We start from the raw sequence: 14,663 nt of genomic DNA on the forward strand, positions 1-14,663 counted from the left end.
CAACACATAATTAACCATGATCTACGGAAGAAGCCCTGTTTGGCAAGAGGGGATTTTCTTTAAATTGGGTTTAATCGAAAAAATAATTCAAACGCATAGGTTGAAATACTTCAATAATAAGCTAGCAAATAATTGAAATATTATTTTTACTTGACGGTTAAAGATGCCGGAAAGCGAAGTGTTTTTCGATATTTATTGTTCCGGTAACAGGTTTTGATCCTGTCATTTACGGGTGACTGGTATAAAAAGTCGTCAAATGAAAATGTGATTGCGGGGCAATGGATATGGCTCAACTGGTTCTGTCACGTAGGGCTTTTCTGGCGGGATCGACCGCTTTGGCCGCTGTCGCCGTCTGGCCGCAACGGTCGAATGCGGCTGGTGAAGCGCAGAAAGGCGGGCGACTGGTCGTGGCCGCAGATTCAGAGCCACGTAATCTGAACCCGGCCATCGTGGCCTCCAATGGCGTTTTCTTTGTCGCAAGCAAGGTGATCGAACCTCTGGCGGAAGCGTCCTTCGAGGGCGAAAATGGTCTCGTGCCACGACTTGCGACAGGCTGGGAAGGCTCCGCCGACGGGCTGACGGTGAAGTTCCGTCTGCGCGAAGGCGTTAAATGGCATGACGGCAAGCCGTTCACATCGGCGGATGTTGCGTTCTCGGCCATGGAAATCTGGAAACCGCTGCAAAACCTGGGCCGTGTTGTGTTCAAGGCGCTGGAGAAGGTCGAAACGCCGGATGACCTCACTGCCGTTTTCCATTTCTCCGAGCCGACGCCCTTCCAGCTTATCCGCAATGCCCTGCCGGCGCTGACGGCAGTGCTGCCGAAGCATGTCTTCGCGGGCAGTGACGTCATGGCCAACCCGGCCAATGAAAAGCTCATAGGCACCGGCCCGTTCAAATATGCCGAACATAAGACCGGCGAATATTACCGGCTGACACGCAACGACGATTATTGGGGCAAGGGTGAGCCTTATCTGGACGAGATTGTCTATCGCGTGCTGCCGGATCGCGCCGCAGCGGCTGGCGCGCTGGAGGCCGAAGAAATCGACCTCGCCGCCTTTTCCGCCGTGCCGCTCGCCGATCTGGACCGCATTTCGAAGGTTCCGGGCCTCACGGTCATCTCCAAGGGCTATGAGGCGTTGACCTACCAGCTCGTGGTGGAAATCAACCACCGCCGCAAGGAACTGGCGAACCTGAAGGTTCGGCAGGCAATCGCCCATGCCATCGATCGCGATTTCGTGGTGAAGACAATTTTCCTCGGTTACGCCAAGACCTCGACCGGTCCTGTGCCGCGTTATGACAGCCAGTTCTATACGGATGACGTGCCGTCCTATCCGTTCGACGTCGCGAAAGCGAATGCGCTTCTGGACGAGGCTGGTTACGAGCGGGGCAAGGACGGAACGCGCTTCACGCTCAAGCTTCTCCCAGCGCCCTATTTCAACGAGACGAAGCAGTTCGGTGATTATCTGCGGCAGGCGCTTGCGGCGGTCGGCATTGATGCACGCATCGTCAACAACGATTCCGCCGCGCACCAGAAGGCGGTTTACACCGACCATGATTTCGATCTGGCGATTGCACCGACGGTTTATCGCGGCGATCCGGCCATATCCACGACAATTCTGGTCGAAAGCAGTATCCCGGCAGGCGTGCCGTTTTCCAATCAGGGCGGCTATGCCAATGCCGAACTGGACGCACTGATCGCCAAATCCGCACGCGAAATCGATGAGAAAAAGCGCACGGCGCTCTATCATCAGTTCCAGCAGATGGTGGACGCAGATTTGCCGCTCATCAATGTTGCGGAATGGGGTTTCATCACCGTCGCCAGCGACCGCGTGAAGAATGTTTCCAGCAATCCGCGCTGGGTAGTTTCCAACTGGGCGGATACGTGGCTGGAACAGTGACGAACCTCGTGGATTGATTGTATCCTGCCACCGTGAAACAGATTCTGGCCCTTTTCCGCAAACGATTGGTCGGCAGCATTATGGTGCTGCTGATTGTCATTGTCGGCTGCTTTTTTTTGTTGGAAGGCGCGCCGGGCGATGCCGTCGACGCTTATGCCGTAACATTCGGCGGTGATGCGGCAACGATTGCAGAAATGCGGGCGCGCTGGGGGCTGGATCAGTCGGTCTGGCATCGGCTCGGGGCCTATCTGGCAACCCTTGTGCAGGGTAATCTTGGCTGGTCCGTCAGTTTCAACCGGCCCATTCTCGACGTTATTCAGGAGCGCCTGCCCAACACGCTTCTTTTGATGGGCGCGGCGACTGCCTTGTCTTTTGCCGTGGGGTCGCTCCTTGGCATCGTGGCAGGGGCGAAGCCCGGAAGTTTTCGCGACCGGTTTCTTTCCGTTGCATCGCTGGTTCTTTATGCGATCCCCGGTTTCTGGTTGGCGCTCGTGCTGGTCATCCTGTTTTCGATCAGGCTGCGCTGGTTGCCGTCGAGCGGCATTGAAACAATCGCTTCCGACAAGCATGGGTTGGCGCGGGCAGGCGACATTGCGGTCCATCTGGTGTTGCCGGTCGTTTCGCTGGCGGTGATCTATCTGGCGCTTTACCTGCGGGTCATGCGCGCCGCCATGGCCGACATATGGCGCATGGATTTCGTGCGTGCCTTGCGGGCGAGGGGCATTTCGCATTCGCGTATTGTCCTGCGCCACGTGGCGCGGAATGCATTGTTGCCGCTCTTTACCGTGCTGGGCTTGCAGGCCGCATCCATGCTCGGCGGCAGCGTGGTGATCGAAAGCGTTTTCGCCGTGCCAGGGCTGGGGCGGCTTGCACAGGAGGCCGTCGCAAGCCGCGATACGCCGCTTCTGCTCGGAGTCATTCTGATCAGCGCCGTCATGGTGATCGTGGTCAATTTCCTTATCGACCTGATCTATCTCTGGCTTGATCCGCGTATCGCTGCCGGAGGCGGCAGGACATGAGCGGGGCTAAACGTTATTTCAGAACGGGTGAAGGTATAGCAGGTGCAATCCTGCTGGTGCTGCTCGTGCTGGCAGCACTTGCCGCTCCGCTCCTCTTTCCCGCAGATCCTTTAAGTATTGTCTCAACGCCGCTTCTGCAACCATTTGATAATGCTAATTTTATTCTTGGAACTGACCGGTTGGGACGTGATGTTCTGGCTGAGCTTTTCTATGGTGCGCGCACATCGCTTGCAGTCGGGCTGGCCGCAGCCTGCGCCGCAGTCGTCCTCGGCAGCACTGTCGGGACGCTGGCCGGTTTTGCGGGCGGTATCGTCGATGAAGTCCTGATGCGGATTACGGAAGCCTTCCAGACCGTGCCGGGCTTTCTGCTGGCGCTGGCGCTGGTCAGCATTGCCGGGCCGACACTGCCGGTGCTGATTGCCGCGATTGCGCTTTCAAGCTGGACGCAGGCTGCGCGCCTCACGCGCGGGCAGGTGCTCACAATCCGCGAAAGCGACTATGTGGCTTCGGCCCGTGTCATCGGCATGCATCCGATGGAAATCGCTTTCCGCCAGATTCTGCCAAATGCTTTACCGCCAGTTCTGGCACTGGTGCCGGTGATCGTCGCTTCCGCTATATTGATCGAAGCGGCCTTGTCCTTTCTGGGCTTGGGCGATCCGAACCGCGTCACCTGGGGCGGCATGATCGCCGAGGGGCGCACGGTCCTGCGTTCCGCCCCCTGGCTTTCTATCCTGCCGGGACTGGCACTGGCGTTCACTGTCGTCGGTGTCTATCTGGCGGGCGAAGGACTGACGAACGCCTTGTCCCGGCGCGAGGTGCAGCCATGACGGTGATTGTCCGGCTGGAACAGCTTTCCGTGCGCTATGGCCGTGAAACGGCGCTGGAGAACATCGATCTTGATGTCCGACGCGGTGAAACTCTGGCAATCATCGGCGAAAGCGGTTCGGGCAAAAGCACGCTGGCGCTCGCGCTGGCCTCGCTCCTGCCGGGGAATGCAAGCATTTCGGGCAATATGGAATGGGCAGACGGTAAGCTGCTGCCGGGACGCGACATTGGCTTCGTGTTTCAGGACCCGGCATCGAGCTTCGATCCGCTGATGACGGTGGGCGCGCAACTTGTCGAGACCATTCGCGCCCATGCGAAAATCGACAAAACAGCAGCGAAAGCCAAGGCAGTCAGCCTTTTACAGCGGGTTCATATTCCGCAAGCTGAGCTAAGTTTTTCGCGCTATCCGCACCAGTTTTCGGGCGGGCAGAAACAGCGCATCGCAATTGCGCTCGCCATTGCCACCGGTCCGCGCCTGCTGATCGCGGATGAGCCGACGAGCGCGCTCGACACCATCGTGCAGAAGGAGATTGTTTCTCTCCTGCGCGAACTGGTGCGCACAGATGAGATGACGCTGATCTTCATTACTCATGACATCGCTTTGGCATCCGGACTGGCGGATCGCATCGCGGTTTTCCGGCGGGGTGTGCTGGTGGAACTTGGCTCCGCTCGAACGATCATTTCTGACCCACAAACAGATTATACGAAGGCGCTGATCGCTGCCGTGCCGGTGCTGGAGGCAGCCCATGGTTGATCCGATTCTGAAGGCCGACGATCTCATTTTACGCTATGGCGACGCCCTTGCGCTCAATGGTGTCAGCCTCACGATCCAGCCGGGCGAGACACTGGCGCTGGTCGGTCCGTCTGGCAGCGGCAAGTCCACGCTGGCGCGGGCACTGCTGCGACTTCACCCGCTTGCAAGCGGTACAATCCGCTTTGAAGGCGAGGACTGGCTGGCGCTCAAAGGAGCTGTTCTCCGCAAGCAGCGTGCGCGCATGCAGATGGTGTTTCAGGACCCGCTCTCGGCCTTCAATCCGCGTGCGAATGTGTATGATCTCTTACGTGAACCGCTGCGCATCCACGGGCTCAAGCGCGATATTGCCGGCCTTCTGCAAGCAGTTGGGCTTGATCCGGCACTGGCCCGGCGCGGTGTCCATGAGATTTCCGGTGGGCAGCGCCAGCGCGTCGCAATTGCGCGGGCGCTTGCAACTACTCCGTCGCTGATCGTGCTGGACGAGGCTGTTTCGGCGCTCGACGTCACCGTACGCGGCGCCATTCTCAACCTTTTGCGGGATATACAGAAAGCCGAACAGACAGCCTATCTCTTCATCACGCATGATCTCGCAGTGGCAGCGCAGATGGCGGACCGTATCGCGGTGATGGAACGCGGGCAGATTGTTGAATGCCGCCCGACGCGGGAACTGCTGGCGGCACCGCAAACGCCTGTCACTAAAGCGCTCATCGAGGCGGTGCCGAGACTATTTGTCTAAGCCTTACCCAGTTCCACCGAACGCTTGCGAGCCGCTTCCACGGCTTCGGCCACCAGCGTCTTGAGCCGGTCGCCGCCCATCAGAACTTCGAGCGCGGCAGCGGTGGTGCCGTTCGGGCTTGTCACCTGTTCGCGCAGCTTTGACGGCGTGTCCGTGCTGGCATCGGCCAGCGCGCCTGCACCCATCACCGTCTGCATGGCCAGCAAAGCTGCCGTTTCCTGCGGCAGACCGGCGGTCACACCGGCATCGGTCAGCGCCTCGATGAAGTGGAACACATAGGCAGGCCCGGAACCCGAAACGGCGGTTACAACGTCCATCAGCGCTTCATCGTCAACACTTGCGACCTTGCCGGATGTCTCAAGCAGGCAGCCTACGAAGGCTTCGTTCTCGTCGCTCACATTCGTGTTCTTGTAGGTGACGAGCATCCCCTTGCCGATGGCGGCAGGCGTGTTCGGCATGCAGCGAAGCACGGCTGCATCGTGACCAAGCTTGCTTTCAAAAAGGGCGACCGGAATACCGGCTGCAACACTGACGAAAGTGGCAGCGGGTGCGAAGCGCTTATAGGCTGGCAGAACCTGTGCCATGACCTGCGGCTTGACCGCCACGAGAACCATGCGCGGCTTCAGATCGCCGGGCAGGGCTTCAGCATCGGCAAAGGCATGGACGCCAGCACCAGCGGCGCGATCGCGAAGCGCTTCGGTCGGCTCCACGACATAAACGTCTTTTGCCTTGAGGATACCGCTATCGAGCCAGCCTTTCAGCATGGCGAAGCCCATATTGCCGCAACCGACCAGAATTACCGTGTCATGCATATTGATTGTTCCACCTTTGGATTTCATTTGGACATGGCCCGCGATGGTATAGCCCCGCCTTATTACACTCCGCAAGTATATGCGGCGTATCCACGAATTTCTGAGGTTAAATCATTGATCGCCCAAAATATATCGACCAATATGAACCAAAGTTGAGTGAAGCTTCGGAGGGGAAGAATGGATCCGGCTTTGACAACAGGTGTGCCGCCAGCCGAAGCCTTTGGCCATGTCCGCATCATCATAGGCATGATCCTCGGCCTGTGTGTTTCACGCCTTTTGACTGGATTGGCACGCTTTATCCAGCATCCCGGCAAGCAGAAAATTTACCCGGTCCATCTGGCTTGGGTGGGTTTCATCCTGCTTTCGGTCATCCATTTCTGGTGGTTCGAGTTCAGCTTGCGAACCATTCCGCTCTGGACTTTCGAGAAGTATCTGTTTGTAATCTTTTATGCCGGATTGTATTTCCTGCTCTGCACGCTGCTCTTCCCCGACAGTATGGAAGAATATACCGGCTACCGCGATTACTTCATTTCCCGGCGCAAGTGGTTTTTCGGCATCCTGGCGCTGGTCTATGTGGCCGATTTCATCGATACGTTGTTGAAGGGAGCCGATCACTACCGGCTCTATGGCACTGAATATCCGATTCAGGTTGCAGGCTTTATCCTGTTCAGTCTGATTGCGGTGTTCTGGGATAACCGGCGCTATCATGCGATTTTCGCCGCCGCCGCGCTGATTTACCAGATCACCTTCACACTGCGTCACTTCGCGACGTTGAGTTAGAGCATGTCTTTATCCCGCAACGATAGGATAGAGACATGCGTAGAAACAAAGAGATAGAGTATTTTCGATGATTCAATCAAAACAGGAAATGCTCTAACGCTTTTCGGCATTGCGCCGGGTTTCCGCGTCCACGATTTCGCGGAACTGGCGTAGCAGCGGGTGGCGCGCTGTCTGCTTGACGCCGTAGTCGAGATTGAATGCATAATCAAAATCCGGCGGATTGAGCCCGATATTATGCTGCATCATGGTTTCGAGCTTGTCGAAGCCCTTGGCAAAAATAGCTTCAGTCGATTTGCCTTCGCTGTAATCCGCCCACAGCTCCATGATTTCTGCGCGCAGATCCTCCGGCAGCGGGGCACACAGCGTCATGAGGTCCGTTTTTTCGCGCTCGGCTCGCCCGTCATCGGCAGATTGGTGGATTGCGGGCACATCGCCGGAAATCGCCTCGCCCAGATCGTGGACGATGCACATCTTGATGAGTTTCAACCGGTCGCAATCGCCCAGCTCGCGGTCGAACAGCGTAACCAGAAGGCATAGCCGCCAGCTATGTTCGGCGGTGCTTTCCGGTCGGCCCTGTGAGGTATGACCGGATCGCAAAGTGCTTTTCAGCCGCTCTGCATTCTGGATAAACTGGATTATGCCACTCAGCCGCTTTGGATCGATCGGGTATTCCGTTTCGGTGCTCACAACGGCCTCCTGATTTATCTGTATGAATCAATACATATAATTGCAATTTTAACGATTTATTTGCCATGATGAATACTAATCTGGATTAATAGCCACGGGTGAAAAACGGGACGGAGCGATGGTGGAAAGGGACGGAGAAAGGAGACGTGCTGCTGCGCGCCCACTTCTGGCCTATGCGCCGGAATTCCTTGTGCCTGTGCCATCCGCTCGCGCGACCGAAGACAATGACGAAGAGCGCGAACATCAAAGGCGTCGCGAGGAGTTGCTCCGCCGCAAACAGGATTTGTTAGACGCTGAAGCGAGCGAGCGAGTTGATCCGAAGGCGGATATGCAGGGCCGGATGAATGCCGTACGGGAGGCGCTGCAAGCCAATCTCGACGGTGCACCGATCAAGACGCAACCCGCGCCAGCTGCCCCCACATCAACCATCGTCCCGAAGCTTGAAAAGCCGCTACAATTGCCACGCCGCAGGCGTCGCTGGGGGCTTCTGGCGGGTTTCACAATGCTGGGCGGAATTATCGGAACCGCATATGCTGTTCTGGAGCCGCCCCAATATAGCGCGACAGCATCCTTGCAGGTTTTCCCGCCCGAGCGGCGGAGCGAAATTGCCTCGAATGCCGTGCTTGAGCGCGCCGCACAGATGGCGCGCATTGAACGTGCAGCCGATCTCGGCGCTCCTTCATTTCTGGAGGAATTGCACTTTCGCCTGACCCTATTGTTGCCCGAAGACCAGCAATCTCCGGCCCTGGCCGGACACAAAAAGATGTCGGGTGCGCAATTGCTGCGCCAGCGTCTTGATTTTACACAGGCACTCGACAGCGGCACGGTCAATGTCGAGGCTATGGCTGACAGGCCGGAAACGGCAGCACTTTTGGCCAATGCCGTTGCACAGGCGTTTCGCGATCATCTGCAGGGTGGCGCGGAACTGAGCGGGTCTGAGGGTGATCTTCCGACGCGCCTGCAAAGTCTGGAAACAGACGCCGAAGCGGCGCAGCAGGCGGCAACTGCTTTTCGCGTCAGCCGCGATTTTGGCGACGACGACAACAAGGCCGCACTTCAACGTGAATTCGCCGACAGCAAGGCCGAGACAGCGCGCATCGCAGCGGAGGCCAACAGCCTGAACGGCGCGACTGCGGAGAGCCTCGCCGGTAAGGGCGTGCCTGAAACCATGCGATCTGGAGCGTTGGGTGCTCTGGTGGAGCGTTATCGCGCTGCAGGGCAGGGGGCTGACGCGAACCAGATCGAAGCGGAAATCGACAAGGAGATTTCCAGCCAGCGTAGTGTGTTGCAGGCCGATCTTAAGAATGCAGTCGAACGCGAGCAAAAGGCAGCAGCTGCCATTGCCGGTTTCGGCTCGACGCCTGCCACGGACGAAGACAAAGCACGCCTGCAGATGCTGGAACGCGATGCGGCGGCAAAGCAGGCGCTGTTTGAAGATTTGCAGATGCGTGCGGCACGGGGCGAACCTGCCTCGGCGGGGTCTGCTGCGACGGTGCGGATCGTTACGCCAGCGATGGCGGAACCGAACCCGCGCACTCTCTCTCCACAAGGGATTATCGCCCTTGGACTGCTGGGCGGGTTTTTGCTTGGCCTTCTTGCGATGATGCTGGCCGGTCGCAAGCCCCGATCGTCGGTCAGAAGCGAAGCCGAGCCGGACGAGGTTCTGGAACCCTATGGCGAAACCCGGCTTGCTGCAGTTATCCGCGAAGCCAATGCGCGCTGGGAAGCCGAGAATGAAGGCACCAACAGCACCACGGAAAATGCCGCCCTCGGTCGTGCCATCGATGATGTGCGCTCATCCCGTGTCGCAAAGTCCTGACCGGTTCTCGCAGGACTTTCCGTTCTGAAACTTCATAAAATCCTGCATTGTCGCGCATTCGCCAATTGTCATCGGGCATCATGACGCTTATGGGCATGTGTACGAAAAAGATGTCGTGTATCTCCCAGACACTTAAGCCCGATATCACAAAAGAACGGAGCGCTCGCTATGGCTCAATTGATTGATGGCAAGAAGCTCGCCGAGGATGTGGTTTCCACGGTGAAGACCGAAACCGAAAAGCTCGTTGCCGCAACCGGCATCGTGCCCGGCATTGCGGTGGTGATTGTCGGTGAAGACCCGGCAAGTCAGGTCTATGTCGCTTCCAAGAGCAAGAAGGCCAAGGAATGCGGTTTCCACTCGGTGCAGCACGATCTGCCGGAAACGGCGTCGGAGCAGGAGCTTCTCGACCTGATCGAGAGTTTGAACAACGATCCCGCCATTCACGGCATTCTGGTGCAGTTGCCGCTGCCGAAGCACATCGACTCGGGCCGGGTGATCCAGACCATTTCGCCCGACAAGGATGTCGATGGCTTTCACTTTATCAATGTCGGCAAGCTTGGCACCGGCGAAGTTGAAACGGCTTTCGTTCCCTGCACGCCCGCGGGCGCGATGATCATGATTGAGCGCATCCATGGCCGTGATCTTTCGGGTCTCAATGCCGTGGTAATCGGTCGCTCCAACATTGTTGGCAAGCCGATGTTCAATCTTCTGCTCGCTGCCAATGCAACCGTTACGGTTGCGCACAGCCGCACGAAAGACCTGCCCGCGATTGCCCGCACTGCGGATATTCTGGTGGCGGCAGTCGGACGCCCGCAAATGGTCAAGGGCGATTGGGTCAAGCCGGGCGCAACGGTGATCGACGTCGGTATCAATCGCATTCCGGCACCGGAACGGGGCGAAGGCAGGACACGACTGGTCGGCGATGTCGATTTCGTGGAAGCCGAAAAAGTTGCCGGAGCGATCACGCCAGTTCCAGGTGGCGTCGGTCCGATGACCATCGCCATGCTGATGGCCAACACGCTGACTGCGGCCTGCCGCACTGCTGGCGTGAAAAAGCCAGTTTTTTGACACAATTGAACCGCGCTTTTCGCGCAGTTTTGTTCCGGTTTTGATGGTTTGAGAGGCAAAACAGCTGAAATCGCTGTTTTGCCTTAATTTCATTCGGACTGTTTTCAGAACACCGAAGCGCCTTCGTCAGCCCGTCCGGCGATTTGGCGGAAAGCGCGGAACAATTCGCGCCCCATGCCATGCTCGTTGCCTGAAAGATCAGGACGGTCTTCGCCACGATCATTCAGCAAGGCCACATTGACCAGAGCTTCCAGAGTGCCGTTCACGGCATCCAGACGAATGACATCGCCGTCGCGGATTTTTCCGATGGCGCCGCCATCGAGAGCTTCCGGTGTGACGTGGATAGCGGAGGGCACCTTGCCTGATGCACCGGACAGGCGACCGTCGGTAACAAGAGCAACACGCTGGCCGCGATCCTGCAGAATGCCCAGAACCGTCATCAGCTTGTGCAGCTCCGGCATACCATTGGCTTTCGGCCCCTGATAGCGAACCACCGCGATGAAATCGCCGGTCAGCTCGCCAGCCTTGAACGCGGCCTGCATTTCTGCCTGATCGTTGAAGACCTTGGCGGGCGCTTCGATGACCTGGCGCTCCGGCTTCACGGCGGAAACCTTGATGATCGCATTGCCGATATTGCCGGTCAGAACCTTGAGGCCGCCGGTCGGCTGGAATGGCGTATGGATCTTGGCCAGAACCTTGTCGTCGCCGCTTTTCTCCGGCACCGGCTCACGCACGACTGTACCGTCAGCACCCAGCTTCGGTTCGATCGCGTAAGGACGCAGACCTTCGCCGAACACGGTGCGCACATCCTCATGCAGGATGCCGCCATCGAGCAGTTCGCGGATCAGGAAGCCCATGCCGCCAGCGGCATGGAAATGGTTCACGTCGGCAAGGCCGTTCGGATAGACGCGGGCCAGAAGCGGAACCACATCCGAAATCTCGGAAATATCGTGCCATGTCAGCTTGATACCGGCCGCAGCTGCCATGGCGATCAGGTGGATGGTATGGTTGGTCGAGCCGCCGGTCGCATTCAGACCGATGACGCCATTGACGAAGGAACGCTCGTCCAGCATCTCGCCGACCGGCGTATATTCATTGCCGCAGGCAGTGATCGCCAGCGCGCGCTTGGCAGCCTCGCGGGTCAAGGCGTCGCGGAGCGGCGTGCCCGGATTGATGAAGGATGCGCCCGGCAGATGCAGGCCCATGATTTCCATCAGCATCTGGTTGGAATTGGCCGTGCCGTAGAAAGTGCAGGTGCCGGGACCGTGATAGGACTTCGATTCCGATTCCAGAAGTTCGGCACGCCCGACCTTGCCTTCGGCATAGAGCTGGCGGGTTTTGGCCTTTTCGTCGTTCGGCAGGCCGCTGGTCATCGGACCGGCAGGCACGAACACGGCGGGCAGGTGGCCGAAGGTCAGCGCACCAATGATGAGACCGGGCACGATCTTGTCGCAGACACCGAGATAAACGGCTGCATCGAACATATCGTGCGACAGGCCGACGGCGGTTGCCATCGCAATCACTTCGCGGGAGAACAGCGACAGTTCCATACCCGCAAAACCCTGCGTAACCCCATCGCACATGGCAGGCACGCCGCCAGCAACCTGCGCCACGCCACCCGCTTCACGTGCAGCCTGCTTGATAAGCTGCGGGAAGGTTTCGAATGGCTGATGCGCCGACAGCATGTCGTTATAGGCGGTGATGATGCCGAGGTTCGGAATCTCGTCGCCGATCAGCGCCGCCTTGTCGTGCGGGCCGCAGGCGGCGAAACCATGCGCGAGATTGGCACAGCCCAGCACTGCGCGTTTTGGCTTGTTGGATGAAGCCTCTCGCACACGGCCAAGATAGGCTTCGCGTGTCGGCTTGGACCGTTCGCGAATGCGCGCGGTGATTTCCTGAATGCGTTTATGTGCCGTCTCGGTGGGCATGGGTATCACCTGTGCCAATCTGGCTTGAATCGAATTTAACTTGTCCAGTAGAGCTGGATCGGTGTGCGCGCATGATGGAAGACAGCCCGCACGGGCATTTCATTCTCGTCATCGCCGGAAAGCGCCTTTTCCAGCGTTGCCTGCTTGGCAGCGCCTTCGATATGCAGAACCAGCAGGTCGGCTTCGGCAATGATGGGAAGGGTCAGGGTCAGACGTTTTTCGCCAGCACCCTCGGCATGGATCGGCAGCACAAGCGCCCTTGTTTCCGGGTTGATCGCCTGATCAAGCCGGTCGGCACCGGGAAAGAAGGAGGCGGTATGACCATCATTGCCCATGCCAAGCACCACCACGTCGAAAGGACGACGCAACGCATCGATGCGGCTGGCGGCAGCAAGCGCCGCCGTTTCGGCCGTCGCCGCCGGATTGTAAAGGCCGACGAATTTGGCCACGCCCGCATGATCGCGCAAAAGATGCTCGCGCACCAGCTTTTCGTTGGAACGGTCGCTATCGACGGGGACGAAACGCTCATCCACAAGGGTGATCGTGACGAGGTTCCAGTCGATCATCTTGCGGGAGAGCACTTCGAACAGCTTGAGCGGCGTGGTGCCGCCAGAGACGGCCAAGGTGGCCTGTCCCCGTTCAGCGATGGCGGCATTCAGCTTGTTCGCAATGGCTTCCGACAATGCCTGCGCCAGTTCCGTTCCGCTGGTAAAATCGTGCCGTTCAATGCTCATTCCATACCTTTCCAAAGCAGAAACCAGAGCGGTTTCAATCGGATAAAATCGTGAAGCCGCTCTATCTCTTTGTTTTGACGCGCATCTTTTCCGAAAACCGTTTCACACTTTTCGGGATGCGCTCTAGAGGCTCTCGTGCCATGTGCGTCCGTCACGCTCAATGAGCGCGATGGACGATGACGGTCCCCAAGTTCCTGCTGTGTAGCCCTGCACAGGCTGGCTGTTCAATTCCCACCCCTGAAGGATAGGGTCGACCCAGCGCCATGCCGCCTCAACTTCGTCGCGCCGCATGAAGAGGGTCTGGTTGCCGCGAACGACATCCATGATGAGACGTTCATAGGCATCCGGATTGCGCTCGCTGAAAGATTCGGCAAAGCTCATATCCAGCGGCACGTGACGCAGGCGCATACCGCCCGGACCCGGATCCTTGATCATCATCCACTGCTTCACGCCTTCATCCGGTTGCAGGCGGATGACAAGCTGGTTGGCGATGACCTTGCCAGCACTTTCGCCGAAGATGGAGTGCGGGATCGGCTTGAACGTGACGACGATTTCCGAAACGCGCGTGGCAAGACGCTTGCCGGTGCGCAGATAGAACGGCACGCCAGCCCAGCGCCAGTTGGCGATTTCAGCTTTCAGCGCCACAAAGGTTTCAGTGTTGCTGGTGTTGTTTTCGAGGTCTTCCAGATAGCCCTTGACCGGACCGCCTGCGGATGCGCCTGCACGATATTGGCCGCGAACGGTCAAGTCTTCGACATTTGCATTGGTAATCGGCTGAAGGGACCGCAGAACCTTGACCTTCTCGTCATGGACGGCATCGGCCTCCAGCGAGGATGGCGGCTCCATGGCGACAAGGCAGAGCAGCTGAAGAATGTGGTTCTGCACCATGTCGCGCAGTGCGCCTGCCGTGTCGTAATAACCGGCGCGGCCCTCAAGGCCGACAGATTCGGCAACCGTGATCTGCACATGGTCGATATGGGCAGAGTTCCACAACGGCTCATAAAGCGCATTGGCAAAGCGCAGCGCCATCAGGTTCTGAACGGTTTCCTTGCCGAGATAGTGGTCGATGCGGAAAATCTGATCTTCGCGGAAAACGCTGCCCAGCGTATCATTGAGCGCCATGGCGGATTCCAGGTCGCGACCGATCGGCTTTTCCACGATGATGCGTGTATCGCGGGTAATCAGGCCATGCGCCTTGAGGCGCGTAGCGATATCACCGAAGAGCGTGGGGCTGACGGCGAGATAGAAAGCGCGAATCTTTTCCGGCTTCTTGCCGATCAGCGTCTTGAGCGCATCCCAGCCCTCTTCGGACTTGGCATCGACAGCCACATAGCTGAGACGGGCGAGAAACTTGTCGACTTCCTTCTCGTCGACTTCCGAAGCCTTCACATGCTCGTGGATGGCATCGCGTGCGAACTGTCGATATTCCTCATCGGTCATGGCACTGCGCGATGCGCCGATGATGCGCGTTGGGTCGGTGAGCTGGCCTGCACGCTGACGCTGATACAGTGCCGGAATGAGCTTGCGTTCGGCAAGATCGCCGGAACCGCCGAACACGATGCAGTCGAAAGGCTCTACCGGAATTGTCTGGCTGGTCATCTAT

The 14,663-nt window shown here is 58.2% G+C and carries 13 protein-coding genes; 8 read left to right on the forward strand and 5 right to left on the reverse strand.

Annotation, left to right across the window (positions count from 1 at the left end; translation table 11 throughout):
* The first annotated feature begins 284 nt into the window (after window positions 1–284).
* Genes LJ361_RS13640 through LJ361_RS13660 form a run of 5 tightly spaced genes read left to right on the forward strand, consistent with a single transcriptional unit; the run spans window position 285 to window position 5,232 of the window.
* Entirely contained in the window at window positions 285–1,898 is a 1,614-nt protein-coding gene (locus LJ361_RS13640) for an ABC transporter substrate-binding protein (protein WP_264811738.1), read from the forward strand.
* 17 nt (window positions 1,899–1,915) lie between these two features.
* Entirely contained in the window at window positions 1,916–2,917 is a 1,002-nt protein-coding gene (locus LJ361_RS13645) for an ABC transporter permease (RefSeq protein ID WP_264811739.1), read from the forward strand.
* Entirely contained in the window at window positions 2,914–3,744 is an 831-nt protein-coding gene (locus LJ361_RS13650; protein ID WP_264811740.1) for an ABC transporter permease, read from the forward strand. Before LJ361_RS13645 ends, LJ361_RS13650 begins: the two co-directional genes overlap by 4 nt.
* On the forward strand, window positions 3,741–4,496 hold the full coding sequence (locus LJ361_RS13655) for an ABC transporter ATP-binding protein (protein ID WP_264811741.1): 756 nt from the start codon (window positions 3,741–3,743) through the stop codon (window positions 4,494–4,496). Before LJ361_RS13650 ends, LJ361_RS13655 begins: the two co-directional genes overlap by 4 nt.
* Window positions 4,489–5,232 (forward strand): ABC transporter ATP-binding protein, encoded by a 744-nt coding sequence (locus tag LJ361_RS13660; RefSeq protein WP_264811742.1) that lies wholly within the window; start codon window positions 4,489–4,491, stop codon window positions 5,230–5,232. The genes LJ361_RS13655 and LJ361_RS13660 overlap by 8 nt, the downstream gene beginning before the upstream one ends.
* On the opposite strand, the gene proC is transcribed toward LJ361_RS13660, so the two are convergent.
* The gene (gene proC, locus LJ361_RS13665; protein ID WP_264811743.1) at window positions 5,229–6,044 is read right to left on the reverse strand and encodes a pyrroline-5-carboxylate reductase; all 816 of its coding nucleotides are present in this window, start codon (window positions 6,042–6,044) and stop codon (window positions 5,229–5,231) included. The genes LJ361_RS13660 and proC overlap by 4 nt on opposite strands.
* A 177-nt stretch (window positions 6,045–6,221) precedes the next feature.
* Here proC and LJ361_RS13670 point away from each other — a divergent pair, with 177 nt between their 5' ends.
* A complete protein-coding gene (locus LJ361_RS13670) occupies window positions 6,222–6,824 on the forward strand; it encodes a hypothetical protein (RefSeq protein WP_010659149.1) in 603 nt (200 codons plus the stop codon).
* A gap of 93 nt (window positions 6,825–6,917) precedes the next feature.
* Here LJ361_RS13670 and LJ361_RS13675 read toward each other — a convergent pair whose 3' ends face one another.
* Window positions 6,918–7,511 (reverse strand): HD domain-containing protein, encoded by a 594-nt coding sequence (locus LJ361_RS13675; protein WP_036587565.1) that lies wholly within the window; start codon window positions 7,509–7,511, stop codon window positions 6,918–6,920.
* A gap of 118 nt (window positions 7,512–7,629) precedes the next feature.
* On the opposite strand from LJ361_RS13675, the gene LJ361_RS13680 reads away from it, so the two are divergent.
* A complete protein-coding gene (locus tag LJ361_RS13680) occupies window positions 7,630–9,330 on the forward strand; it encodes a GNVR domain-containing protein (RefSeq protein ID WP_264811744.1) in 1,701 nt (566 codons plus the stop codon).
* A gap of 168 nt (window positions 9,331–9,498) precedes the next feature.
* Window positions 9,499–10,398: a bifunctional methylenetetrahydrofolate dehydrogenase/methenyltetrahydrofolate cyclohydrolase FolD gene (gene folD, locus LJ361_RS13685; RefSeq protein ID WP_012093300.1), complete on the forward strand. Its 900-nt coding sequence runs from the start codon at window positions 9,499–9,501 to the stop codon at window positions 10,396–10,398.
* A gap of 104 nt (window positions 10,399–10,502) precedes the next feature.
* Here folD and edd read toward each other — a convergent pair whose 3' ends face one another.
* From edd to zwf, 3 genes are all read right to left on the reverse strand, one after another.
* On the reverse strand, window positions 10,503–12,326 hold the full coding sequence (edd, locus tag LJ361_RS13690) for a phosphogluconate dehydratase (protein ID WP_151663243.1): 1,824 nt from the start codon (window positions 12,324–12,326) through the stop codon (window positions 10,503–10,505).
* Window positions 12,327–12,361: 35 nt separating this feature from the next.
* On the reverse strand, window positions 12,362–13,060 hold the full coding sequence (gene pgl, locus LJ361_RS13695) for a 6-phosphogluconolactonase (RefSeq protein ID WP_010659144.1): 699 nt from the start codon (window positions 13,058–13,060) through the stop codon (window positions 12,362–12,364).
* 123 nt (window positions 13,061–13,183) lie between these two features.
* Entirely contained in the window at window positions 13,184–14,659 is a 1,476-nt protein-coding gene (zwf, locus tag LJ361_RS13700) for a glucose-6-phosphate dehydrogenase (protein ID WP_012093297.1), read from the reverse strand.
* Between the last annotated feature and the right edge of the window lie 4 nt (window positions 14,660–14,663).

It is taken from the genome of Brucella sp. JSBI001 (assembly GCF_026014005.1).
Classification (GTDB): Bacteria; Pseudomonadota; Alphaproteobacteria; order Rhizobiales; family Rhizobiaceae; genus Brucella; species Brucella anthropi.